Here is a 25,145-nt window from a genome sequence, read left to right as displayed (position 1 = left end):
TTATTCAACTTTTCTATGAATCCAATAATCTAAGGGGCTAAAAATCCGTTTTATCTTAAATTAAACTTTTGTTGTAAAGCTGTTAATTTCTCTGCGTCTGACATGGTGTTTTTTGGAGCAGACATTCTTTCTTTAATTTGTTTTAAAACCTTTTTTGTGTATAAAGGAAAATCTGCATTCTGAATCCAATTATGGTAACCAGGGTTTTCTTTTAAAACCTCTTCTACAGTTCTACCTTTATATTTTCCGAAAGAAAAAATCTCTTGATCTTCATCATTCATCAAAATAAAACCAGCAAAATCGGCTCTTTTTCCATGAGTTGAATATTCGCTTAAGTCATCAACTGTATTTCCAATATCATCGTATTTATCTAATTGTGCCAATAGAATTTCGTAAGTTGCATTTGTATCTGCTTCTGCTCCATGAGCACCTTCTAATTCTTTACCACAATAAAATTGATAACCTGCACCTAAGGTTCTTTGTTCTTTTTTATGAAAAATAACTTGCACATCTATGGCTTTTCTATTGTTCATATCAAAATCGATTCCTGCACGCATTAATTCTTCTGCTAACAAAGGAATATCGAATCGATTTGAATTAAAACCAGCCAAATCACAGCCCATAATCATTTTATTCACTTTTTTAGCCAACTCTTTAAAAGTTGGTTCTGTAACAACTTTTTCGTTGGTTATTCCATGAATATCTGAGGCTTCTTTCGGAATTTCAATTTCTGGATTTACCAACCAAGTTTTACTTTCTTTATTTCCGTTTGGAAATACTTTTAAAATGGAAATTTCTACAATTCTATCATTTCCAATATTTACTCCTGTGGTTTCTAAATCGAAAAATACGATTGGTTTTTCTAGTTTAAGGTTCAAGGTTATTTGTTTAAGGTTAATGTTCTGCTTTGAGTTTAAAAATCAAAGTTTTAAACATTTATATTATTCTTTATTTAATTGTGCTTTAAAATCGTCTATTTGCGCTAATAATTTAGGCGATAATGATGGTTCTGTAAAATTATATTTTTCTAATTCTTCTAATAAGATATTGGCTAAAATTAGTCTGGCTGTTGGTTTATCATCAGCAGGAATTACAAACCAAGGTGCATTTTCTTTAGATGTTCTGTTTAATAAATCTTCGTAACAAAACATATATTCATCCCACAGTTTTCGTTCTTTTAAATCAGCATCAGAAAATTTCCAATTCTTTTCTTGAATGTTTAACCTTCTTAACAATCTGCTTTTTTGTTCGTCTTTAGATAAGTTTAAAAAGAATTTTAAAACAATAGTTCCATTGGTTGCTAAATGATTTTCAAATTGATTTATTCTTTCCATTCTATTATGATAAAAAGCATCATCTAAATCATCAACACTTTTTACTGTTGGTATATTTTCGCCTAAAATATAGTTTGGGTGTACTCTTGTAACCAACACATTTTCATAATGCGTTCTATTAAAAATACCTATTTTTCCTTTTGCTGGTAATGCAATATAATGTCTCCACATAAAATCATGTTTCAACTCTAATTCTGTAGGTACTTTAAAACTGTGTACTACTACTCCACTTGCATTTACATCTTTAAAAACCTCTCTAATTAAACTATCTTTACCAGAAGTATCCATACCTTGTAAACAAATCAGCAAACCATATTTACCTTCTGCATACATTGCATTCTGTACATCACTTATCTTTTTTCGAATCTTTTTAAGGGCTTTTTTAGCATCTTCATCTACTTCTTTTGTAGATATATCCTTTAAATTTATAGTAGATGTTACTTTATATTTCTCTAAACTCATCATCATTCTAATTAAAATTTAAAGATAGAAAATAACAAACAAATAAAGAGGATTTAACGCTGCTTTTAACAAACTGAATAATAGTTACTTTTTGAGATTAAATTTCTTATTTTCGTATATCAACACTAAAAGATGCCGAAAAAAGGAAAAGCAAAAAATACGGTTAACAAAGCAAAACATACTAAGTTGATGAACAGAAAAATCAACAAAGTAAAGTTAGAGAAAGAGCTTAATAAACAACGTTTAAAAGCCATTATAAAAAAGGCTAATGAACAAAAAAATACAGAATCGTGAGTTTTAAATATTACTTAGGGGCTGTAATTGCTGTTCCGCTTTTGCCAATTTTATATTTTCAAGGGAAAAAAATCCGAAGAAATGTACCCAAACTGCCTGAAGCTAAAAAACCACAAGGTTACATAAAAACAACCTCTGAAAAAACATTAAAAATTTTAACTATTGGAGAAAGTACAATAGCTGGTGTAGGTGTAGATTTTCATGAAAACGGTTTTATAGGTTCTTTAGCCCAGGAAATAGCTAAAGAAACAAACCACTCTATTCTTTGGCGAGTTTATGCAAAAAGTGGTTACACAGCTAAAATGGTTCGTAAAAGAATTGTACCAAAAATTGAAGAAACAAATGCAGATCTTATAGTTATTGGTTTAGGTGGTAATGATGCTTTTAAGCTAAACTCACCAGAAACTTGGATGTTTCAAATTAATTTATTGATTAAAACTTTAAAGCGAAAATTCCCAAAAACACCAATCTATTTTACAAATATGCCTCCTATTAAAGAATTCCCTGCTTTTACAAGTGTTATAAAGTTTGTGATTGGGAATTTGGTTGAGATTTTAGGTAAAAGATTGTACAGAAGAGTTCAAAAAAAGAGTAATGTACATTACAATAATGAAATTATAACTTTAGAAAATTGGCAAAAAAAATATAATTTAGATGATGATGTTGGTGTTTTCTTTAGTGATGGAGTTCATCCATCAAAATTAACATATCAGATTTGGGGAAAAGACATGGCACAATTTATCATTGATAGAGAAAAATTTTAAACTATGAATGCAAAAGAAATCATTGATTTTTTTGATTTAAAAGCACATCCTGAAGGTGGATTCTACAAAGAAACTTACAGAAGTAAAGAAATCATTTTATCAGAAAACTTAAGTCATCATTTTAACGGAAATAGAAACTATTGTACAAGTATTTATTTTTTACTAACATCAGACAAATGCTCTGCTTTTCATAAAATTAATCAAGATGAAATTTGGCATTTTTATACAGGAACTACTTTAAAATTACATCAAATTTCTCCTGAAGGTGAATATTCAACAATTTTAATTGGTAATAATTTTTTAAAGGGCGAAATTCCTCAATACACAGTCCCAGCACATTATTATTTTGCTGCAGAAATTTTAGCAAAAGATTCATTTGCTTTTGTAGGTTGCACTGTTTCTCCTGGTTTCGATTTTAAAGATTTTGTTTTACCAAGTTCTGCTGAATTATCAAAAAAATTTCCAAAACTCACTCAAATTATAGCGCAATTAACCCATCATTAAAGTCTATTTTTTTACTTTTAACAAGTATGTTTAATTTAAAACATAAAGTATAAAAATTAATAATTTTATAACTTTGTAAAATGTTTATTACTTTCGTGGAGTTAATCAAAACAAATCAAACAAATTTATGTTAATTATTGGAATTGCAGGTGGAACTGGAAGTGGAAAAACTACAGTTGTTAATCAAATAGTAAAAGAAATACCTTCTGATGAAGTTTGTGTAATTTCGCAAGATTCTTATTACAAAGCCACAGATAATTTATCTTATGACGAACGTACTAAAATAAATTTCGATCATCCAAGAGCTATCGATTTCGATTTAATCATAAAACATTTAAAAGAATTAAGAAAAGGAAACACAATTAACCAACCTGTATATTCTTTTATTAGGCATAATAGAACCAAAGAAACAGTAAAAACACATCCTAGAAAAGTTATAATTATTGAAGGGATTTTAATTTTTAATAGCGAAAAATTACGCGATTTGTTCGATATTAAAATCTTTGTACATGCAGAAACAGACGAGCGTTTAATTCGTAGAGTTAGAAGAGATATTTCTGAAAGAGGTAGAGATATTGAAGAAGTTTTAGATCGCTACCAAAACACATTAAAACCTATGCACCAGCAATTTATAGAACCTACCAAGAATTTTGCTGATATTATTATACCTAATGACAGGCACAATACAGTAGCTATAGATATTGTTAGAAGTGTTATAAACGAACGACTATAATGAGTTTTTTTCAGCAATTAAAAAGTAATTCTGTCTTTAAAATTCTTACAAATATTTTTGTAATAATTTTAGTTCCATTTATAATTTGGATGATCTTTTTTGATGAAAACTCCTATTTAGTTCATCGTAAATTTGATAAAGAAATTGATGACTTAGAAAGTACCATTTCTTTTTACGAAGAAAAAATTGCGAAAGACAAAGAAACTATAAAAAAGCTAGAAGATTCTCTTGAATTAGAACGATTTGCAAGAGAAAAATATTTAATGAAAAAAGAAAACGAAGACATATATATTATTGAATTTGATACAATAAACAAGTAATGAGTAATTTTCTTTTTGATGAATTTAACCCAACATCTGCAAAAGCTTGGAAACAAAAAATTCAAGTAGATTTAAAAGGTGCAGACTATAATAACAGCTTACTTTGGCATACAGATGAAAGTATTATTGTAAAACCTTTTTACACCAAAGAAGACAGAAATAACACTGCAATAAACTTACCCAAAAAAGGTTTTAATATTTGTCAAACCATTTTTATTGATGATGAAAAAATAGCCAATTCACTTGCTATTGAAGCATTACAAAGAGGTGCAAATTCCATTCAATTTAAAGCTTCAAAAACTTTTGATTATAAAACGGTTTTAAATACAATTAATACAGAAAAAACCATTATTTATTTTAAATTTTCTTTTTTAAATGCTGATTTTCAAATTGAATTATGCAATTATTGTAGTTCAAAAAATACATTTTTTCAAACCGATATTATTGGCAATTTAGCTGAAAAAGGCAATTGGTTTACTAACCTAAAAGAAGACCATAATCAATTAGAAAAAATTTTATCATCTTCAGAAAATTGCATCTCAATTTCTAGTGAATTATATCAAAATTCAGGTGCAACTATTACTCAACAATTAGCATACACTTTAGCGCATGCAAACGAATATTTAAATCATTTTGATGGAGCAATTGCTGATAAAATCCATTTTAATTTTGCAGTGGGTAGCAATTACTTTTTCGAGATTGCAAAATTAAGAGCATTCCGAATTTTATGGGAATCCTTATTAAATGAATATGGCTTAAAAGATGTAGAAGCACACATTCTTACCCAACCAAGTTTGAGCAACAAAACACTTTACGATTACAATACAAACATGTTGCGAACAACTTCTGAATGTATGAGTGCAATTTTAGGTGGCTCAAACACAATTTCTAATGTTTCTTATGATGAAATTTACCATAAATCAAATGAATTTGGCGAAAGAATTGCTAGAAATCAACTCTTAATTTTACAACAAGAAAGTTATTTATCAGAAGCTCAAAATTTTGCTGATGGTGCTTATTATATAGATTCAATCACGAATCAATTAGCACAAAATGCCTTGACACTTTTTAAGCTCATAGAAAAATCTGGCGGATTTTTAAAACAGCTAAAAGCAGGTATCATTCAAAAGAAAATTAGTGAAAGTGCTATAAAAGAAGAAGAAAAATTCAATACAAAAGAAATTGTTTTATTAGGCACAAACTTACAAGTTAATTCTGCTGATAAAATGAAATCAGAATTAGAATTGTATCCTTTTGTAAAACAAAGACATATTAAAACATTAATCACTCCAATTGTTAGAAAACGACTTTCTGAAACAGTTGAAAAACAGCGTTTAGACAATGAGTAGAAAAGATGTTTCAAATATTAAAATTCAAAATTCAGAATTTAGAACTCAAAATGTAGATGAGTATTCTAAAACTTTTGAACACGAAAACTTTATAGCAGGAATTGCACCAAATTTAAGAGGGCCTTATTCTACAATGTATGTTCGTAGACCTTGGACAATAAGACAATATGCAGGTTTTTCTACTGCAGAAGAAAGTAATGCATTTTACAGAAGAAATCTAGAAGCAGGTCAAAAAGGATTATCTGTTGCTTTTGATTTAGCTACACATAGAGGTTACGATTCTGATCACGAACGTGTACAAGGTGATGTTGGTAAAGCAGGGGTTGCCATAGATTCTGTAGAAGATATGAAGGTTTTGTTTGATAAAATTCCATTAGATAAAATGTCTGTTTCTATGACAATGAATGGAGCAGTTTTACCCATTTTAGCTTTCTACATTGTTGCAGCAGAAGAACAAGGAGTTGCTCCAGAATTATTATCAGGTACTATTCAAAATGATATTTTAAAGGAGTTTATGGTAAGAAACACCTACATTTATCCTCCTTCCCCATCAATGAAAATTATTGCTGATATTTTTAAATATACCAGTAAAAATATGCCTAAATTTAATTCAATTTCTATTTCTGGTTATCATATGCAAGAAGCAGGAGCAACTGCAGAAATTGAATTGGCTTACACTTTAGCAGATGGTTTAGAATACATTAAAAAAGGAATTGAAGCAGGTTTAGATATTGATACTTTTGCACCAAGATTATCTTTCTTTTGGGCAATTGGTATGAATCATTTTACAGAAATTGCTAAAATGAGAGCAGCAAGAATGTTGTGGGCTAAGATTGTAAAACAATTTAATCCTAAAAACCCAAAATCCTTAACTTTAAGAACTCATTGCCAAACTAGTGGTTGGTCTTTAACAGCACAAGATCCTTTTAATAATGTAGCCAGAACAACTATAGAAGCAATGGCTGCTGCTTTTGGTGGTACACAAAGTTTACATACAAATGCTTTGGATGAAGCGATTGCTTTACCTACAGATTTTTCTGCAAGAATTGCAAGAAACACTCAAATTTATTTGCAACAAGAAACCCAAATTACAAAAACTGTAGATCCTTGGGCTGGAAGTTATCACCTTGAAAAATTAACAGAAGACATTGCCAACAAAGCTTGGGAACTGATTCAAGAAGTAGAAGGTTTAGGAGGAATGACCAAAGCCATTGAAAAGGGAATTCCGAAATTACGTATTGAAGAAGCTGCTGCTAAAAAACAAGCAAAAATAGATAGTGGGCAAGATGTTATTGTTGGTGTAAATAAATATCAACTAAAAAAAGAAGATCCTTTACATATTTTAGAGGTTGATAATGAAGCTGTACGTAAATCTCAAATTGATAGGCTAAATCACTTAAAAGCAAAAAGAAATACTATTGAAGTTAAAAAATCTTTAGTAAATTTAACCAATGCAGCAAATTCAAATGAAGGTAACCTTTTAGATTTAGCTGTAAAAGCAGCGAAAAATAGAGCCACATTAGGTGAAATTTCTGATGCTTTAGAAAAAGTTTTTGGCAGACATAAAGCAGTTACTAAAACCATTTCTGGTGTGTATAGCAAAGAAATAAAAGACGATAAATTATTTAAAAAAGCATCTGAATTCGCAGATAAATTTGCAAATTTAGAAGGTAGAAGACCAAGAATCCTAATTGCAAAACTAGGTCAAGATGGTCATGACAGAGGTGCAAAAGTTGTTGCTACTGCTTATGCAGATTTAGGTTTTGATGTTGATATTGGCCCTTTATTTCAAACACCAAAAGAAGCTGCTAAACAAGCTGTAGAAAACGATGTGCACATTTTAGGAATCTCTTCTTTAGCAGCTGGTCATAAAACATTAGTACCTCAAGTAATTGCAGAGTTAAAAAAATATGGCAGAGAAGATATTATGGTTATTGTGGGTGGTGTAATTCCTGCACAAGATTATCAATATTTATTCGATGCTGGAGCTGTAGGTGTTTTTGGCCCTGGAACAAAAATTGCACAAGCTGCTATTGATTTACTAGAAATTTTAATTGATAGTGTAGCTGAATAGTTTAATTTTGTATTTCATTAATATACCTCATCATTGAAAAAAGCACTTTATTATTTTTTAATCATCATAGGTTCTTTTAGTATTTTAGTTGGACTTTTTTCACTAGTAAAAGGTGGCGATTTTAAAGCCTATTTCTATTCTATTTTTATAGGTGTTGTTTTAATAGGAACTACGTATTACAATCGTCAACAAAAACAAAAAAAATAATTTTTAAAAAATTGTCCCTTTTATAATTTGGCATACGTCTTATAGATATAATAACAATTTAAAATATATACGATGAAACAATTTATGATGATTTTTATTGGCGCAGATTATGCTGATCTTGGTCTTTCTCCTGAAGAATTACAAACAAGAATGGGTAAATGGTTTGCTTGGAATGATAAGATGCAACAAGCAGGTGTTCTTGTTGGTGGAGAAGCTTTAACACCAGACATTAGAAGAATTGTTGGTAAAAATAGAACAGTAACAGATTTAACATCTACAGAAGTAAAAGAAATTGTTGGTGGCTATTATACTGTAAAAGCCAAAGATTTTGATGCTGTGCAAGAAATTGCACAAGATTTCCCTGATTATGATTTAGGAGGAACTGTAGAAATTAGAGAAATAATGGTTTTTGATAAATAATGGAAAACCAACTCATAGACCATCTTTTCAGATATCACTCAGGAAAGATGGTTTCTGTTTTAACAAGAATCTTTGGATTATCTAATCTAGAAATTGTTGAAGATGCTGTGCAAGACACTTTTATAAAAGCCAGTATTTCTTGGCGTAAACAAGTACCAGAAAACCCAGAAGCTTGGTTAACACAGGCTGCAAAAAATAGAATTCTAGATATTTTTAGAAAATTAAAAACAGAAAAAAACTACCTACCAAATTTCTATCAAGGCGCAAACACTATTGCAATTAACGAACTTTTTTTAGAATCAGAAATTGAAGACGCTCAATTAAGAATGATTTTTACTGCTTGTCATCCGAAGTTAAACGCTAAAGACAGAATTGCTTTTGCTCTAAAAACAGTTTCTGGTTTTAGTAGTAAAGAAATAGCATCAGCTTTACTAACCAAAGAAGAAACTGTAAAAAAACGTTTAATTAGAGCAAGAAAAGCAATTCTAAAAGCAGATTTACAATTTAAAATTCCACAAGGTAAATCACTTAAAAAAAGATTAGAATCTGTTTTAGAGGTTTTATATTTAATTTTTAACGAAGGTTTTCACTCTAATAAAAAAGAACAATTAATTCACAAAGAATTGTGTGGTGAAGCAATGCGTTTGTGCAAAATGCTTTTAAAAAATACACATACAAGAACTTCAGAAAGTTATGCTCTATTTGCGTTAATGTGTTTTCATGCTGCACGTTTAGAATCTAAAACAAATTCACAAAACCAAATTCTTGATTTAGAGCATCAAGATAGAAGTCTGTGGCATTACCCGTTAATAGAATTAGGGAATTCTATGATGTACAAAGCTGTAGAAAACAATGAGTTTTCTTGCTATCATTATGAAGCTGCAATAGCATCAGAGCATTTAAAAGCTAAAACTTTTAATGCTACAAATTGGGATAAAATTTTATACTGGTATGAATGCTTAAATTCCTTACAACCAATGCCAAATCATTTGCTAACTATGGCAGTAATTTGTATTCAAAAAAACGATTTACAAAAAGCAGACACTTATTTAAACAAACTGAATGCTAATGATTTTGAACAACGTAAATATTTATTTTATGGGACAAAATCAGATTTTTATGCTGCTAAAAAAGACTTAAAAAAAGCAATTGCACATATTAATCTAGCCATAGAAACCGTAAATAATCAACTAGAAAAAGAGCATTTAATAAAGAAGAAAATTAAACTTAATCAGAATTGATTTTCACTGCATATAATCTTTTTTATTTGTTCAGAATATTTTCTGAATCTGATATATTTTCTTCAGGAATCTCATTTATAAATTCTAAAACTCCTGTATCTCCTGCAGGTCCATAAGGTGCTAAAATTGTACCTTTTGTATTTTTATTAGTTTCAATAACGTATAAAATAGACATATCTTCTGGGTTACTCATTCCTTCATATCTATGTTTTGCAACTACTTTAATATCTTTTGAACTAAATTCAGATTTTGTTTCATTTTCAATTAACTTATTTCCTTTTACTCTATAAGAATTTTTATATCCTTTACTTTCATACTCTTTTATAAAATCCAATTCATTTTTACTCTGATTTTCCATTATATATGTTTTAAAATTTAATCAAAATAAATAAAAAACCACCTAAGAAAGTATCGCAAATGCCATAAATTTTAACTCTAAAATAGTAGTGCAAGCTTATTTCTTTTGCATTCATTTTTATATGATTAGAGTTAAACAGTAACTATAATATTGTTGAACTTTGTTAAAAATCAACAACTATGGCAATTTTAGGAAATATTATAAAAGGAGTTATCAACTTAACAGATACACTAACATCAGAAACAAATCATACAGATGCACAAGAAGCTGTTTTAAAAAATCTTTTAGAAACTGCAAAAGACACTCAATTTGGTAAAAAATATAGTTTCGAAACTATTTTATTAAGTGATGATTTAGGTGAATCTTTTGCAGACGTTGTTCCATATTTCGATTACAATAAAATTAATGAAAAATGGTGGAGCAAATTACACGAAGGTGAGGTTGATGTTACTTGGCCAGGAACACCTACTTACTTTGCACTAAGCTCTGGTACTACTGGTAAAAGCAGCAAAAGAATTCCTGTTACAGATGCAATGATAGATGCAATTCAAAGTTCTGGAATAAAGCAAGTTTTATCTTTAAACAACTTTGATTTACCTGCAGATTTTTTCGAAAAAGAAATTATGATGTTAGGAAGCTCTACAGATTTACAAGAAAAAAACGATCATTTAGAAGGAGAAATTAGCGGAATTAGCGCAAGCAATATCCCTTTTTGGTTTAAAGGATATTATAAACCTGGTGAAGATATTGCAAAGATTGATGATTGGGATAAACGTGTTGCTCACATTGCAAAGAATGCAAAAAATTGGGATATTGGTGCTTTAAGCGGAATTCCTTCTTGGATGGAATTAATGTTGCAAGAGGTTATAAAATATCACAATGTTAAAAACATACACGAAATTTGGCCAAACTTACAAGTTTATACTTCTGGTGGAGTTGCTTTTGGTCCTTACGAAAAAAGTTTTAAAGCTCTTTTAGGTAAACCAGTTACAGTTATAGACACCTATTTGGCTTCAGAAGGTTACATTGCCACACAAACCAGACCAGAAACAGATGCAATGCAACTCAACACCGAAAACGGAATTTATTTTGAGTTTGTACCTATGAATCCAGATTATATTAAAGAAGATGGATCCATCAAAAAAAATGCGCCTTCATTAACTTTAAAAGACGTTGAACCTAACAAAGATTATATCTTAATCATTAGTACTGTAAGTGGTGCTTGGCGATATTTAATTGGAGACACCATTGCTTTTACAGATGTAGAAAAAGCAGAAATTAAAATTACAGGTCGTACAAAATTCTTTCTAAACACAGTAGGTTCTCAACTTTCTGTAAATAAAATGGATGATGCAATGAAGCATTTAGAAGAAAAATTCTCTACTAAAATTTCTGAATATACAATCTGTGCAAAAAGATTTGATGATGGCGAATTTTATCATTCTTGGTATTTAGGTACAGAATTAAAAGCTGATGAAAAAGAGGTTGCTAATGCTTTAGATAACTTTTTAAAAGAGGCAAATAAAAATTATAAAGTGGCAAGAAGTAAAGCTCTAAAAGGAGTAAAAGTAAATATTATTGATGTAGAAAAATTCCACAATTGGAGTGACAATAACAAGAAAAAAGGTGGGCAAGTTAAAATGGAACGTGTTATGAAAGAGAAAAAATTTAAAAAATGGGAAAAGTTTGTAAGTTAAACTTTATAAAAATCCTAAGTAACAGAAACCTCCATACAAATTCAGATTATTATAAATTTCATTACCTAATAAAATTTGTACTCAAACAATATATTTCCAATTTAGCAACCATCAAGCTGATAAATCCAATTTTAAACCATAAACCTAAATCACTATATATTTTACTTAACATCGTTTTTAACTAAACAGTAAAAAAAACACATAACTAACTTCGGATAAATTTCTAAAAAGGAAAAAGAATAAAGAAAAATGAAAGTACATGGCTATATTTTTTCTAGATATGGTTTAAAAATCAAAATCCTGATTTTGTTAAATATGCAGAAAGTTTTGGAGCCAAAGGTTACAAACCAAAGGCTTTCACATTATTGATTTAGTTGTAGATTATTCTCTAAATTATAAATTTTGAATGTATTATTAAAAGAAAAAACAAAACACTAAACTTATGAAAAAAGTAACCACAATAAACCCAGCAACTGAAGAAGAAATTGCAAGTTATAATAGATTAACAACAGATAAAGCACTTAAAAAAGTTGCAAAAGCAAATGAAACGTATCAATCTTGGAAAAAAACTTCTTTTGGAGAACGTTCTAAATTAATGCGAAAACTTGCTGATATTTTTGATAAAAATAAAGAAGAATATGCACAATTAGCTACCCAAGAAATGGGTAAAATGATTCAACAATCTAGAAGTGAAATTGAAAAATGTGCTTTAGTTTGTAGATATTATTCTGATAATATTCACGATTTGCTAGCTGATAAAATTGTAGAAACTGAAGCTAAAAAAAGTTATATAACCTACCAACCTTTAGGCGTTGTTTTAGCTATTATGCCTTGGAACTTCCCTTTTTATCAAGTAATACGTTTTGCTGCTCCAGCTATTATGACAGGGAATACTGGTGTTTTAAAACACGCATCAAATGTACAAGGTTGCGCTTTTGCTTTAGAAGGTGCTTTTAAAAAAGCTGGTTTTCCTGAAGGCGTTTTCACCAATTTAAATGTAGAATCTGATGATATTAAAACCATTATAGAAGATAAAAATATTATTGCAGTTACTTTAACTGGTAGTGAACCTGCAGGACGTTCTGTGGCCAAAATTGCTGGAGAAAATTTAAAGAAAACCGTTTTAGAATTAGGTGGTAGTGATGCTTATGTTGTTTTAGAGGATGCTGATTTAGAAAAAGCTACAGATTTGGCAACTTTTGGTCGGTTGCAAAATAATGGGCAAACGTGTATTGCATCCAAACGATTTATTGTTTTAGAAGAAATCTATGATGATTTTCTAAAATTGTTTACAAAAAAAATGAAAGAAGCAAAAATGGATGAGCCAACCAATGAAGATGCTTATTATGGACCAATGGCTAGAATTGATTTAAGAAATGAAATTCATGAGCAAGTAGAAAAAACAATAGTACAAGGAGGTAAATTAATTTTAGGTGGTAAAATTCCTGATCGAAAAGGAGCATATTATCCAGCAACTATTTTAGCAGATTTAAAACCTGGCATGACTGCTTTTGATGAAGAATTGTTTGGACCTGTTGCTTCTGTAATTAAAGCCAAAGATGAAAATGAAGCCATTGAATTGGCAAACAATTCCACTTTTGGATTAGGATCTGGAGTATTAACAGCTAATGCTAAACGTGGAGAAAAAATTGCGTTACAACTTGAAGCTGGTAATAGTTTTGTAAATAAATTAGTAGCTTCTGACCCTAGATTACCTTTTGGAGGGATTAAAAATAGTGGTTATGGAAGAGAATTATCCGATTATGGAATTAAAGAATTTGTAAATACAAAATCCATTTGGATTGATTAATTAAAAAATAAAAGCCTTTGCAAATGCAAAGGCTTTTATTTTTTAATTCAATATTTCTATAAAGCTTTCTCTTGCTTGTCTGGCATTTTATCTCTATCCTCAACTAAAAACATAATTTCTTCTGGCGATAAATAATATCTTCTCATTCTATTTTTATACACTTCTGAGATTTCTGCGTGGTTTAAAATAAAATTCTTAGTTTTTAAAATATAGTCTTCCATTTTATGTTTTACTGCAAAACTATCTGCTGCTCTTTCTGCTTCTACAATATGATTTTCTGAAAACAAATATTTGAGTCCAAACCAAATTAAATTAAATCTACTTCTGTCTTGATAATCCATAATATGTCCTAATTCATGACCAATCCAACCAATAAAAATATCATCAGGAATATCTAAAGTAGAAAATTCTTTATCAGAAATTTTAAATTTTTTACTAATTAAAATTAAATATTTTCTATTTTTTTTACTTCTAAAAAAACTATCAAACGTGGGTCTAGCTTGCATTGTAGATTTTTTGATGTTTTTCTTTAATTTAAATTCAATCTTAATATCGGCTAATTGTGGAAAATATTTTAATGCTACTTCTACTCTTTCTTGAATTTTATTAGGAATTATGTGAGTTTTATTCATTTTTTTAGTTCTTTTTAACAATTAAATATACTTATATCAAAAAGGTTATTTGTGCTTTTATGCTTAAATTTGTTGCTCTTTTAAAAGCACATATTTTAAGATGAAAAACTTTTTTAATTTTCTATACTCAACTCGTTTAATGGCTGTTCTATTTTTCTTATTTGCAACAGCAATGGGTATTGCCACTTTTATAGAAAATGATTTTGGCACTCAAACTTCTAAAGCGCTAGTTTATAATACTTGGTGGTTTGAAGTAATTATGATTTTCTTTGTCATCAACTTTTTTGGTAACATTTTTAGATACAAATTGTTAAGAAAAGAAAAATGGCCAGTTTTAATGTTTCACATAGCATTTTTATTTATTTTAATTGGCGCTGGTGTTACTAGATATGTTGGTTTTGAAGGAATTATGTTAATTGACGAAGGTGAAACTACTAATAAATTTTTATCAGAAACTACCTATGTAAATCTTATTGTTGATAATAATGAGGTGCAAAAAACTAAACACGAACCTATTTTATTAAGTGCTTGGGGTTCTAATTCTTGGTCTTTTTCTGATAATTTTAAAGGCAAAGATTATGAGGTTAATTTAGTAGATTATATACCTTGGGCAGAAAGAAAATTAGTTGAAGATAAAAATGGGGTTGAACATTTATTTATAGTAGAATCTTCGAGCGGAAATAGACACGAACATTATATAAAATCGGGTACAGTTGCTAATATTCATAATGTTTTAGTGGGTTTTAATGCTAAAGATAACAATGCGAATATCAACATATTTAAAAGAAATGATAGTTTAAAAATTCTTTCTAAAGCTGATGGTAATTATCAAGTAATGGCTACACAACAACAAGGTGGTTTATTAAAAGATAGTATTCAAGATTTTAAATTACGTTCTTTATATAATGTTGCTGGCTTGCCTTTTGTTGTACCTCAATACCCAAGTAAAGGTACAATGACAACAATTAGTGGTCCAAAAGATGATAAAGTTTTAGACGTAATTGTTTTAGATGTAAAAACAGGTACAGAAACACAAAGAGTAGAACTTACTGGTGGTAAATTTAACAACGATAATGCACAAGATTTTACTATAAATGGTTTAAATTTTAGATTATGGTATGGTGCTAAAATTTTAGAAACACCTTTTAGTGTAAAACTAAACGATTTTCAATTAGAAAAATATCCAGGATCAGAAAGTGCAGCTTCTTATGCAAGTGAAGTTACTGTAATTGATACTGATGAAACTTTTGATTTTAGAATTTTCATGAATCATATTTTAGATCACAAAGGCTACAAATTTTTTCAATCTAGTTACGATTTATCTGGCGAAAGAGAACAAACACACTTATCTGTAAATCATGATTGGTGGGGAACTTTTATCACTTACTTAGGATATTCACTTTTATATACAGGTTTAATTTGCATCTTTTTTGCAAAAAACACACGTTTTGATTCGCTTAAAAATTCATTAAAGAAAATCAGAAATAAAAAAACTTTAGTGTCTTTAACTACAGCTTTATTTATTTCTTCTTTTAGTTTTGGGCAAGAAGCAGATCACGATCATTCAGATCCAAATCATGTACATACAACAACTACTCAAACGAAGCAACAACATACTACTCCTCATAAAGTAAATAGAATTACAGACCAACAAGTAGATTCTATTTTAAAAGCAAATTTAGTATCCTTAGAGCATGCAGAAGATTTTAATAAATTAATAATTCAAGATGCAGGAGGTAGAATGAAACCTGCGCATACTTTTGCTTCTGAATTGGTTAGAAAAGTAAGCCAAACCGAAACTTTACATGATATGGAACCTAGTCAGGTTTTATTATCAATATTAGAAAACTCTAGGCTTTGGTATGAAGTACCAGCTATATATCTAGAAAAAAATAATTTTAAAATTAGAGAACAATTAGGCCTAGAAAAAACTGCTAAATATGCTCGTTTGTCAGACTTTTTCTCTAACAGAGGTGAGTATATTATTAAAGGTCAAGTAGAAGAAGCTCAAAAAACAAAATTTCAAAATAAATTTGATAAAGATTTAATTAAAATCGATAGAAGAGTTGGTTTATTATACAGCGCTATTGGTGGTGGAATTTTAAGAGTTTATCCAATTCCTAATGATGAAAATAACAAATGGGTTTCGCATCCAGAAATAGCAAATAGCAAAATTTTAAAGACCAAAGATTCACTTTACGTTCCTAAATTGTTGCCTTTATACATGCAACTTTTACAAACTGCTAAAAGAAATGGAGATTATAGTAAAGCTAATAAAATTTTAGACGGAATTAAAACTTATCAAAAGAAATATGGTGCTGAAGTTTATCCTAAAGAAAGAAAAATTGACTTAGAAATTGCTTATAATAAATTAGGTATTTTTATAAAAAGTTCTATTTTTTACATGATACTTGGTTTACTTTTAATATTTGTAGAAATTCTTAAAATCTTTTACTATAAATCTAAAGTTTTAAATTACATTGTTAAAGGCTTAATTACATTAATTATTTTAAGTTTCTTATTCCACACTTTTGGATTAATTTCTAGATGGTACATTAGCGGAAACGCACCTTGGAGTAATGCTTACGAATCTATTATTTATGTAGCTTGGGCTACAATGGCATTTGGTTTGTATCTGGGTAAAAAATCTGCACTAACCATTGGAGCAACAACATTTTTAGCTGCTATTATTTTAGCATTTGCACATCAAAACTGGTTAGATCCAGAAATTGCTAACTTACAACCTGTTTTAAATTCTTGGTGGTTATTAGTGCATGTATCTATAATTGTAGCTAGTTATGGCCCTTTTTCTCTAGGGATGATTCTTGGAGTTGTATCATTAATTTTGATTGCTTTTACCAATGATAAGAATAAAAAAAGAATGGATGTAAACATTAAAGAATTGACCATTATTAATGAAATGGCTATTACTGTTGGTTTAGTTATGCTTACCATTGGTAACTTTTTAGGTGGTATGTGGGCCAATGAAAGTTGGGGTCGTTACTGGGGTTGGGATCCTAAAGAGACTTGGGCTTTAATTTCTATTATGGTCTATGCTTTTGTTTTACATATGCGTTTAATACCTGGTTTAAGAGGTCGTTTATCTTTTAACTTTGCATCTGCTTTTGCATATTTATCTATAATGATGACCTATTTTGGAGTTAACTTCTACTTATCTGGTTTGCATTCTTATGCAAGTGGAGACCAAGCTGTAACTCCTAAAGAAGCTTATATATATATTATAGCTTTAGTTGGCTTAACAGTATTAGCATCATTTAAATACAAGAAATACTTTAAGAAGTAATTCTGAAAATGTATTTTTGCTTTTCGAAATTTTTAATCATCAAAAACAAACAATGTTTAATAAAAATATAAAATTAGTTTTAGCAGGTTTAATTACAGTTTGGTCTGTGTATGAATTTACGCAAGGAAATATTATGAACGGAATTTCTATCTTATTATTAGCTGGAATTTTTGTCTTATTCTATTTTAAAAACGAGTTTATTCTTTTGGCTTTTTTACAATTGCGTAAGCAAAATTTTCCTGCTGCACAAAAATGGTTAGGTTATATAAAAAACCCAGAAACTGCTTTAATAACGAAACAACAAGGTTATTATAACTATTTACATGGTATTATGTTAAGCCAAACCAACATTACACAAGCTGAAAAATTCTTAAGAAAAGCAGTAAAATTAGGTTTGTCTATGGATCATGATTTGGCAATGGCAAAACTACAATTAGCAGGAATTGCAATGACCAAAAGACGTAAACGTGAAGCGACTAATTTAATGGCTGAGGCTAAGAAATTAGACAAACACGGAATGCTAAAAGAACAAATGCAAATGATGAAACAACAGATGAAGAAAATCTAAGTTGTTATTTCCATTCAAAAACAAAAAAATCCGCTTATAGCGGATTTTTTGTTTTATATATTACACAAATTTCTACTTTCTTCTTACCATATAAGAATTAAAACCTTTTGTTGAGCTCATTTGTTGTTGCAAAAATATTAAAGGAATAATAATACTTACTGTACCTATTGCTCCATAAATTGTCCACAAAAATAGTGTTGCAAAAAACCCTAACAGAAGCCCAATTAGAATAACTAATTTATTAGGTTCAGCTTTAATATCATTTACATGCTTCTTTTCCTTTTTACCACAATTAAAACAATTCACGTTAAATTCATCTCCTTTTTCCATTTGTAGATCTGGTCTAGTTGAAGCGTTAGATTTTATTGTAATTTCTTTTTTGCAAGATTTACAATTCGTGTATAATTTCATTTTACTTCAATCTAGTTAAAGACAAATCTTTATTGTATTGTACAATAAATAAACCTTGATTTTCTGCAAGATAAGTACTATTTCTATAATCGAACTTACTCTCTATTCTTACAGACATTCCTTCGTTTAATGTAGATTTTAAATCATAACCAGAAGCCAAACGAATTAATATATCATACGTAATATCAAAACCTTTTGTAGCGTAAAAAGATGGCAATGCTTTGTTCTTTTTTTGATATTGTTGGTTGAATATTCTTGTGTTTAAAGAGTTTTCATCAACAAACTCATCACTTACATAGGTAAAACCAATTTTAGCTAATTTTCTATTGTCAATTTTATCATATACTCTCCCTTTATCAAAAGTAAAAACTTTTACAGTAGTTTCTTCTGGCAAACTGATTAAACTATTAATTGCGTCAGAAACTGCAACATTTTTATCAGTAGCAATAATTACCCAATTTTTAGCATTTGGTTTTAACAATTCTAAGAAACGTTCTTTTGCGATATAACCCTTTTGTGGAGACAATATATTTACAACTGCATCTAAACCAAAATTTAAGTTATTCTGAATAGTTCTACTGCTTTGTTTAGAGGCAGAACTTTCATCAGTCACAATAATAATATTTCCTTTTTCAATAATTGGAGTTTCTATTATAGTTTGTTCATCTACCAAAGTATTGTTGTCTTCTATAGTTTCTACTTTGTTAAAATTCTCGATGATATATTTTTCCAATTCTTCTCTAAATACCTTTTTTTCTGGTGATGTTTTTACAATATTACTAGAACTAAATCCTGATTGATCATCAGAATAAACAGGGTAAATTACAGGAATATTTACATTAGAAGCTACTGTACGAACCTCTTCAGAATACAAAGGACCAATAACAACATCATTACTATTTAAGTTATTTCTAGAAATAATATTCGTTATTTGATTAGATCTACGATCGCCTGTATCATACACATTAAATTCGACATCTACTCCTTTTCTTCTTAAAGAGTCAATCGCAATTTCTGCTCCTAAATAAAAGTCTGTGGTAATGTTTAATAAAGTTGAATTTCTATCAAAAATTTCTTTTAAAGTAAGTGAATCGTTTCTGTATTTATGCGTTCTAAAAGGCAATAATAAAGCAACTTTTAAGTCTTTATTTCTATCAATATAATCGTTATAAAAAATTTCTTCGGATACAATTTCTAAAGGAATTTCTTTTATTTTTAACAACATTCCTACTTTTAAACCTTCTTTTAATTCTGGATTTAATTGCAATAATTCTCCTCTAGAAACATCAAAAGTTTTATTTAAGCTATAAAAAGTATCACCTTTTTTAACTTCATAAACCACAAATTGTTCTTTTATTTCTTCTAAAAGCTTTTCTTCTTCATCTAAATCAGAAGTATTTACAATTGAATCTGAAACAACCTCAGCACTTTCTTTTACTTGATTATTAAAATTATTTAGTTTTTTTTCTGGTACTACTAAAAAAGTGTTTGCTCTGGGCTCACCTTCCACATCTGGATTTAATCGCTTTAAATCTGGCGTTTTCATAGCCAGTTTTTCAGCAATTTTACTCATGGTTTCTCCTTGCTTTACCTTATACTGAATGTATCTTTTTTGCTGGCCACAAGAAACTGTGAATGTTAAAATACACAGAAAAATAAAAAATTTTAAATGCTTCATATACTTTATTCCCATTCTATAGTTGCAGGTGGTTTAGAGCTAATATCATACACAACTCTATTTACACCTTTTACTTGATTTATTATTTTGTTTGATGTTTTCTGTAAAAATTTATAAGGTAAATCTACCCAATCAGCAGTCATACCATCTGTACTTTCTACAGCTCTTAAGGCTACTACTTTTTCGTAGGTTCTTTCATCACCCATAACTCCAACAGAATTTACGGGTAACAACATAGCACCAGCTTGCCAAACACTATCATACAAACCATCTTCTTTTAAACCGTTGATAAAAATTGCATCTACTTCTTGTAAGATTCTAACCTTTTCAGCAGTAATATCACCTAAAATTCGAATTCCTAAACCAGGTCCAGGAAAAGGATGACGACCTAATAATTCTTTATCTATGCCTAAAGAAGCACCTACTCTTCTAACTTCATCTTTAAAAATCATACGCAAAGGCTCTACAATTTTTAGTTTCATAAAATCTGGCAAACCACCTACATTATGATGACTTTTAATGGTTGCAGAAGGCCCTCCATTTACAGAGACAGACTCAATAACATCAGGATAAATTGTACCTTGTGCCAACCATTTTACATCTTTAATTTGATGTGCTTCATCATCAAAAACATCAATAAATGTATTACCTATGGCTTTTCTTTTTCCTTCAGGATCTGTGATACCTTCTAACTTTTTCAAAAAACGTTCAGAAGCATCTACTCCTTTAACGTTTAAACCCATTCCTTCGTATTGATTTAATACGCTTTCGAATTCATTTTTACGTAAAAGTCCGTTATTTACAAAAATACAATACAAGTTTTTACCTATTGCTTTGTGTAATAAAACTGCAGCAACTGTAGAATCTACACCACCAGAAAGTCCTAAAACAACTTTGTCTTCACCAACTTTTTCTTTAATTGCATCTACTGTACTTTCTACAAAAGAATTGGGTGTCCAAGTTTGTGCTACACCTGCAATATCTACCAAAAAGTTTGCCAATAATTGTTTACCATCTTTAGAATGATATACCTCTGGATGAAACTGAATGGCAAAAGTAGTTTCGCCTTCAATTTTATAAGCGGCATTTTGTACATCTTTAGTACTTGCTAATAAAACAGCATTTGTTGGTAATTCTTTTATGGTATCTGAATGACTCATCCAAACTTGACTGCCTTCTGTGATATTTCTAAAGAACGTTTCATCATTTTTTATAAATGATAAATTTGCTCTACCATATTCTCTTGTATTTGATTCTGCTACTTTTCCACCAGAAAAATGTGCTAAATATTGTGCACCATAACAAACTGCTAGTAAAGGTTTTTTGCCTCTAATTTCTGCTAAATCTGGATGAAGTACATTTTCTCCTCTTACAGAATTAGGGCTCCCTGATAAGATTACAGCTTTAAAACTATCTAAACTTTCTGGTAATTTGTTATACGGATGAATTTCGCAGTAAATGTTTAATTCTCTTACTCTTCTTGCAATTAATTGCGTGTATTGAGAACCAAAATCTAAAATAAGTACGTTGTGTTGTTGCATACGCAAAAATACTATTTCAGTTTAAATTTTTACCCTGAAATATATATTTTTTTACGCGAATTAGAATTCGTGAAAATGAGTTAGAATTCGTTAAATTTATTAATATTAAATTTAAAACTTATATACAATTGCATTAATATTCATACCTGCACCAACAGAAGCAAACATAATAACATCTCCTTTATTTACTTCTTGGTTGTTTATTTTACCTTTTAAAACTAAATCTAATAAAGTAGGTACTGTTGCAACAGAAGTATTACCTAATTCATGAATACTCATAGGCATAATATCTTTTGGTACTCGTTTTTTAAATAGTCTATAAAAGCGTTTTATAATTGCTTCGTCCATTTTTTCATTAGCTTGATGTATAAATATCTTTTTAACATCATCTATTTCTACACCACTTTTATCTAGTGCAGATTTCATTGCTGCTGGTACATTTGTTATGGCAAATTCATAAATTTTGCGTCCTAACATTTTAATATATCTTACATTTTGGTCTTCTTCTTTTTTATAAGAGCCTTCAAAATTTAAAAAATAAGCCTCGTCATTCGCAAAAGTTTGTGAAGCATGACTTAAAATACCAGATTCTTTTTCTTCTGTTTTTTCTACAATACAAGCTCCTGCTCCATCACTAAAAATCATAGAATCTCTATCATATTTATCTATTACTCTAGATAGTGTTTCTGCACCTATAACCAAGCATTTCTTAGCAATACCTGCTTTTATAAAAGCCTGTGCTTGTATTACACCTTCAATCCAACCTGGGCAACCAAACAAAACATCGTAAGCAACACAGTTAGGGTTTTTAATACCTAGTTTATTTTTTACTCTAGATGCTAAACTTGGTAACGTATCACCCTGAATAGCTCCTTTTTTTAAATCTCCAAAATTATGAGCAACAATAATATAATCTAATTCTTCTGAATTAATATTAGCATCTTCTATTGCTTTTTGAGAAGCAAAAAAAGCAATGTCTGAAGTTTTATATTCTTCTGGTGCATAACGTCTTTCTGCAATACCTGTTATTGCTTTAAATTTTTCGACAATAACATCATTACTCGCTGCAAAAGTAGAACCATCTGCATTTAAAAATTCTTCGTTTAAAAAATCTGAATTTTTTATTATTAAAGATGGTATATAGGTTCCTGTTCCTGTAATCTTTGATGAAATCATATTGTACTTATTTTCGAGTATAAATTTATGAAATTCAGATTTTCAAAATTACTATGCATGCATAGTAATGGAAAACTCAAATTGAAATTTTACTACTTATTTTGAATAAGAAAATTATATTATTTCTTATAAACATTCATCTTAAGCTTCATTACTGTTGCAATTGAGCTTGCTCTGCTTTTCATTATATGTGCTTTTTCTCCTTCAAAATTAGCATCAATAGTATCAAAAAAATACGATACCCAAATGCCAAAATGTACTTCTTTAAACTTTAGAAATGCATTTATTTTCACATGTTTTTGCATTACATTATTCTGATAAGTTAGGGTATCAAACAAAATATCATTCCAAAAATCTGTAATGGTTTCTAGATGATGTTCAAGTTGATTTTTGGCAACAATTTCCTCAAAAAAAGGGATCATCATTTTATCGACCAATAATTTATCATAAAAATGGGTAATGATAAATTTGATGTCTTTTCTTGAGCTAATATCTGGTTTCACCTATTATCATTTTAAAATGTCTAGAAGGTTTTAAAAACCTTGCAGAAAAAAGAATTTTATAAATACGAACTATCAAAAGAAAAAGGCAATAGAGAACGTAATGATTCTGTTTTTACAATTTCGCCTACTTCACCCATAAATAAAATTGGAAAGGATTGTTTTTGCTTTATTTCATATTCTGATAAAGATTGTCTACAGGCGCCACAAGGCCCAACAGGTTTATCTACCTTAGTTATAGATGAACTTGCTGTAATTGCTAATTTTAAAATCTTTACTCCAGGAAACTCAGAACCTGCTTTCCAAATAGCAACTCTTTCTGCACACATACCAGAAGGATATGCTGCATTTTCTTGATTGTTACCTAATACAATTTTATTATTTTCTAATAATAAAGCTGCACCAACATTAAATTTAGAATAAGGTGCATACGCTTTATGCCTTGCTTCAATAGCTTTATCCATCAACATTTTGTCTTCTGAAGTGAGTTCTGACACATCATTATAAAGTGTGGCAGTTGTAGCTATTTCAATTTTTTTCATAAATAAATTGGTCAAAAAAAGCAGCCTTATTTGACTGCTTATTATATTGTTATAAATTTACTAAAAAAAAATCAATTTTAGTAATTATCATAAATTTCTCCTAAATCAAAAGATAAAGAAAAACGTAATGAGTTTTCTAATGGATTATTTACATCTGATGAATTAATTAAATATGATAAGTCTACATTTAGTGCATTTGTTTTAAAACCACCACCTAAAGTAAAATATTGTCTGTTCCCTTTATCTGGACTTTCATGAAAATATCCTGCTCTTAAAGCAAAAGCATTATTGTATAAGTATTCTGCACCTAAAGCATACGTAAATTCGCTTAATTCTTCGCTAAAACCACCTGGAGCATCACCAAAAGAACCAAATATACCTTGTATCCATCCTTTTTCTTCATCAGAACCATCTTCTTGTGGTGTTGGTACTAGTAATTTTGTGAATTCAATATTTGTAGATATAATATTGTAATCATCTAAAATAAAGTCAAAACCACCACCAAATTTTAAATTTGTTGGTATAAAATCTTCTTCACCTGGTGTATACGAAACTTTAGGTCCAATGTTTGCAATATTAAAACCTATTCTATAACGACCATTAAAGTTACCATAGTTTTCTTCATAAGATTGGTAGTAACCAGAAACATCTACAGCAAAAGAATTAATAGGTTGTAAAGAATTACCAGAAGTACCATTAAACGCTAAGTTAGAACGAATGTATTTTAACGAAACTCCCATAGAAAAAGTTTCACTTAATTTTAAAGCATAAGAACCTGTTGCTACAAATTCATTTGGGTTTATAGAACCATTATCACTACCATCATCATTAGTTAAATCGATTTGCCCTAAAGAAAAATATTTAAAATCTGCACCCCAAGCTGCATTTTCACTAAATCTGTTAATGTAAGCACCACTACCAACAAAAATATCGTCGGTTAAATTTCGTAACCAAGGTGAGTATGTAATACCTGTTTTTATTTGTCGATCACTAAATGTAATTTTTGCTGGGTTGTGAAATAAAGACCAAGCATCTGCAGTAGTTGCAACTCCCATATCTCCCATACCTCCTGCTCTAGCATCTGGTACAATTAATAAAAAAGGTGTTGCAGTTGTTATACCACCTGTTTGTTGAGTATCTGTTTGTGCATTAATTTTTAAACTTACTAAAGCACAAAGTGCCATACAAAATACTATTTTTTTCATTCTTAATTTTCTTGTTATTTA

Annotated in this window: 25 protein-coding genes; 14 read left to right on the top strand and 11 right to left on the bottom strand. The window is 29.3% G+C overall.

The genetic code is table 11. The annotated features are described in order from the left end of the window. Positions 1 to 50: 50 nt before the first annotated feature. Positions 51 to 878, bottom strand: a complete 828-nt coding sequence (locus tag ACJJVK_RS09725; RefSeq protein ID WP_405565587.1) for an exonuclease domain-containing protein — start codon at positions 876 to 878, stop codon at positions 51 to 53. Between the two features lie 63 nt (positions 879 to 941). Next, positions 942 to 1,796 carry a PPK2 family polyphosphate kinase gene (locus ACJJVK_RS09720; protein ID WP_405568348.1) on the bottom strand — a complete coding sequence of 285 codons (855 nt, stop codon included), beginning with the start codon at positions 1,794 to 1,796 and terminating at the stop codon, positions 942 to 944. 132 nt (positions 1,797 to 1,928) lie between these two features. Between ACJJVK_RS09720 and ACJJVK_RS09715 the strand changes: the two genes are divergently transcribed. The 10 genes from ACJJVK_RS09715 to ACJJVK_RS09670 all read left to right on the top strand — a co-directional run bounded on the left by ACJJVK_RS09715 (position 1,929) and on the right by ACJJVK_RS09670 (position 9,702). Beyond that, positions 1,929 to 2,090, top strand: a complete 162-nt coding sequence (locus ACJJVK_RS09715) for a hypothetical protein (protein ID WP_215993355.1) — start codon at positions 1,929 to 1,931, stop codon at positions 2,088 to 2,090. After that, the gene (locus ACJJVK_RS09710; RefSeq protein WP_405565584.1) at positions 2,087 to 2,854 is read left to right on the top strand and encodes an SGNH/GDSL hydrolase family protein; all 768 of its coding nucleotides are present in this window, start codon (positions 2,087 to 2,089) and stop codon (positions 2,852 to 2,854) included. Before ACJJVK_RS09715 ends, ACJJVK_RS09710 begins: the two co-directional genes overlap by 4 nt. Before the next feature lie 3 nt (positions 2,855 to 2,857). Next, positions 2,858 to 3,358 (top strand): cupin domain-containing protein, encoded by a 501-nt coding sequence (locus tag ACJJVK_RS09705; protein WP_405565581.1) that lies wholly within the window; start codon positions 2,858 to 2,860, stop codon positions 3,356 to 3,358. Between the two features lie 127 nt (positions 3,359 to 3,485). Continuing rightward, positions 3,486 to 4,091, top strand: a complete 606-nt coding sequence (gene udk, locus ACJJVK_RS09700) for a uridine kinase (protein WP_215993358.1) — start codon at positions 3,486 to 3,488, stop codon at positions 4,089 to 4,091. Beyond that, on the top strand, positions 4,091 to 4,411 hold the full coding sequence (locus ACJJVK_RS09695) for a septum formation initiator family protein (protein ID WP_215993359.1): 321 nt from the start codon (positions 4,091 to 4,093) through the stop codon (positions 4,409 to 4,411). The genes udk and ACJJVK_RS09695 overlap by 1 nt, the downstream gene beginning before the upstream one ends. Beyond that, positions 4,411 to 5,760, top strand: coding sequence for a methylmalonyl-CoA mutase subunit beta (locus ACJJVK_RS09690; protein WP_405565577.1), 1,350 nt, complete (start codon positions 4,411 to 4,413; stop codon positions 5,758 to 5,760). The genes ACJJVK_RS09695 and ACJJVK_RS09690 overlap by 1 nt, the downstream gene beginning before the upstream one ends. Beyond that, positions 5,753 to 7,834, top strand: a complete 2,082-nt coding sequence (gene scpA, locus ACJJVK_RS09685) for a methylmalonyl-CoA mutase (protein WP_405565574.1) — start codon at positions 5,753 to 5,755, stop codon at positions 7,832 to 7,834. The genes ACJJVK_RS09690 and scpA overlap by 8 nt, the downstream gene beginning before the upstream one ends. A 33-nt stretch (positions 7,835 to 7,867) precedes the next feature. After that, entirely contained in the window at positions 7,868 to 8,041 is a 174-nt protein-coding gene (locus ACJJVK_RS09680) for a hypothetical protein (RefSeq protein WP_215993362.1), read from the top strand. Positions 8,042 to 8,113: 72 nt separating this feature from the next. Beyond that, positions 8,114 to 8,461: a YciI family protein gene (locus tag ACJJVK_RS09675; RefSeq protein ID WP_215993363.1), complete on the top strand. Its 348-nt coding sequence runs from the start codon at positions 8,114 to 8,116 to the stop codon at positions 8,459 to 8,461. Next, on the top strand, positions 8,461 to 9,702 hold the full coding sequence (locus ACJJVK_RS09670) for an RNA polymerase sigma factor (protein WP_405565571.1): 1,242 nt from the start codon (positions 8,461 to 8,463) through the stop codon (positions 9,700 to 9,702). Before ACJJVK_RS09675 ends, ACJJVK_RS09670 begins: the two co-directional genes overlap by 1 nt. Positions 9,703 to 9,724: 22 nt before the next feature. On the opposite strand, the gene ACJJVK_RS09665 is transcribed toward ACJJVK_RS09670, so the two are convergent. Beyond that, positions 9,725 to 10,060, bottom strand: a complete 336-nt coding sequence (locus ACJJVK_RS09665; protein WP_405565568.1) for a hypothetical protein — start codon at positions 10,058 to 10,060, stop codon at positions 9,725 to 9,727. Between the two features lie 179 nt (positions 10,061 to 10,239). Between ACJJVK_RS09665 and ACJJVK_RS09660 the strand changes: the two genes are divergently transcribed. Both ACJJVK_RS09660 and ACJJVK_RS09655 read left to right on the top strand, forming a co-directional pair. Beyond that, positions 10,240 to 11,757, top strand: a complete 1,518-nt coding sequence (locus ACJJVK_RS09660) for a GH3 auxin-responsive promoter family protein (RefSeq protein WP_405565565.1) — start codon at positions 10,240 to 10,242, stop codon at positions 11,755 to 11,757. Positions 11,758 to 12,199: 442 nt separating this feature from the next. Further along, positions 12,200 to 13,567, top strand: a complete 1,368-nt coding sequence (locus ACJJVK_RS09655; RefSeq protein WP_405565562.1) for an NAD-dependent succinate-semialdehyde dehydrogenase — start codon at positions 12,200 to 12,202, stop codon at positions 13,565 to 13,567. A gap of 56 nt (positions 13,568 to 13,623) precedes the next feature. Here the strand turns inward: ACJJVK_RS09655 and ACJJVK_RS09650 are convergent, their stop codons facing one another. Then, positions 13,624 to 14,199, bottom strand: coding sequence for a hypothetical protein (locus ACJJVK_RS09650; protein ID WP_405565560.1), 576 nt, complete (start codon positions 14,197 to 14,199; stop codon positions 13,624 to 13,626). A 100-nt stretch (positions 14,200 to 14,299) separates the two neighbouring features. Between ACJJVK_RS09650 and ccsA the strand changes: the two genes are divergently transcribed. Continuing rightward, on the top strand, positions 14,300 to 17,503 hold the full coding sequence (ccsA, locus tag ACJJVK_RS09645; RefSeq protein WP_405565557.1) for a cytochrome c biogenesis protein CcsA: 3,204 nt from the start codon (positions 14,300 to 14,302) through the stop codon (positions 17,501 to 17,503). 52 nt (positions 17,504 to 17,555) lie between these two features. Then, the gene (locus ACJJVK_RS09640; RefSeq protein WP_405565554.1) at positions 17,556 to 18,071 is read left to right on the top strand and encodes a DUF2892 domain-containing protein; all 516 of its coding nucleotides are present in this window, start codon (positions 17,556 to 17,558) and stop codon (positions 18,069 to 18,071) included. Between the two features lie 72 nt (positions 18,072 to 18,143). On the opposite strand, the gene ACJJVK_RS09635 is transcribed toward ACJJVK_RS09640, so the two are convergent. The 7 genes from ACJJVK_RS09635 to porV all read right to left on the bottom strand — a co-directional run bounded on the left by ACJJVK_RS09635 (position 18,144) and on the right by porV (position 25,124). After that, on the bottom strand, positions 18,144 to 18,482 hold the full coding sequence (locus ACJJVK_RS09635) for a hypothetical protein (RefSeq protein ID WP_405565552.1): 339 nt from the start codon (positions 18,480 to 18,482) through the stop codon (positions 18,144 to 18,146). Position 18,483: 1 nt separating this feature from the next. Beyond that, on the bottom strand, positions 18,484 to 20,160 hold the full coding sequence (locus ACJJVK_RS09630; RefSeq protein WP_405565549.1) for a LysM peptidoglycan-binding domain-containing protein: 1,677 nt from the start codon (positions 20,158 to 20,160) through the stop codon (positions 18,484 to 18,486). A gap of 5 nt (positions 20,161 to 20,165) precedes the next feature. Then, positions 20,166 to 21,701 (bottom strand): glutamine-hydrolyzing GMP synthase, encoded by a 1,536-nt coding sequence (gene guaA / locus ACJJVK_RS09625; protein WP_405565546.1) that lies wholly within the window; start codon positions 21,699 to 21,701, stop codon positions 20,166 to 20,168. Between the two features lie 111 nt (positions 21,702 to 21,812). Then, positions 21,813 to 22,877 (bottom strand): 3-oxoacyl-ACP synthase III family protein, encoded by a 1,065-nt coding sequence (locus ACJJVK_RS09620; protein WP_405565544.1) that lies wholly within the window; start codon positions 22,875 to 22,877, stop codon positions 21,813 to 21,815. A 119-nt stretch (positions 22,878 to 22,996) separates the two neighbouring features. Further along, positions 22,997 to 23,380, bottom strand: coding sequence for a group III truncated hemoglobin (locus ACJJVK_RS09615; protein ID WP_405565541.1), 384 nt, complete (start codon positions 23,378 to 23,380; stop codon positions 22,997 to 22,999). Between the two features lie 56 nt (positions 23,381 to 23,436). Beyond that, entirely contained in the window at positions 23,437 to 23,919 is a 483-nt protein-coding gene (cdd, locus tag ACJJVK_RS09610; RefSeq protein ID WP_405565539.1) for a cytidine deaminase, read from the bottom strand. Positions 23,920 to 23,996: 77 nt separating this feature from the next. After that, positions 23,997 to 25,124: a type IX secretion system outer membrane channel protein PorV gene (gene porV / locus ACJJVK_RS09605; RefSeq protein ID WP_215993377.1), complete on the bottom strand. Its 1,128-nt coding sequence runs from the start codon at positions 25,122 to 25,124 to the stop codon at positions 23,997 to 23,999. Positions 25,125 to 25,145 lie beyond the last annotated feature (21 nt).

It is taken from the genome of Polaribacter sp. Asnod6-C07, from assembly GCF_045063625.1.
Classification (GTDB): Bacteria; Bacteroidota; Bacteroidia; order Flavobacteriales; family Flavobacteriaceae; genus Polaribacter; species Polaribacter vadi_A.
The sequence above is the reverse complement of the archived record's forward strand: the minus strand, read 5'-3'. Positions and strand labels throughout refer to the sequence as shown.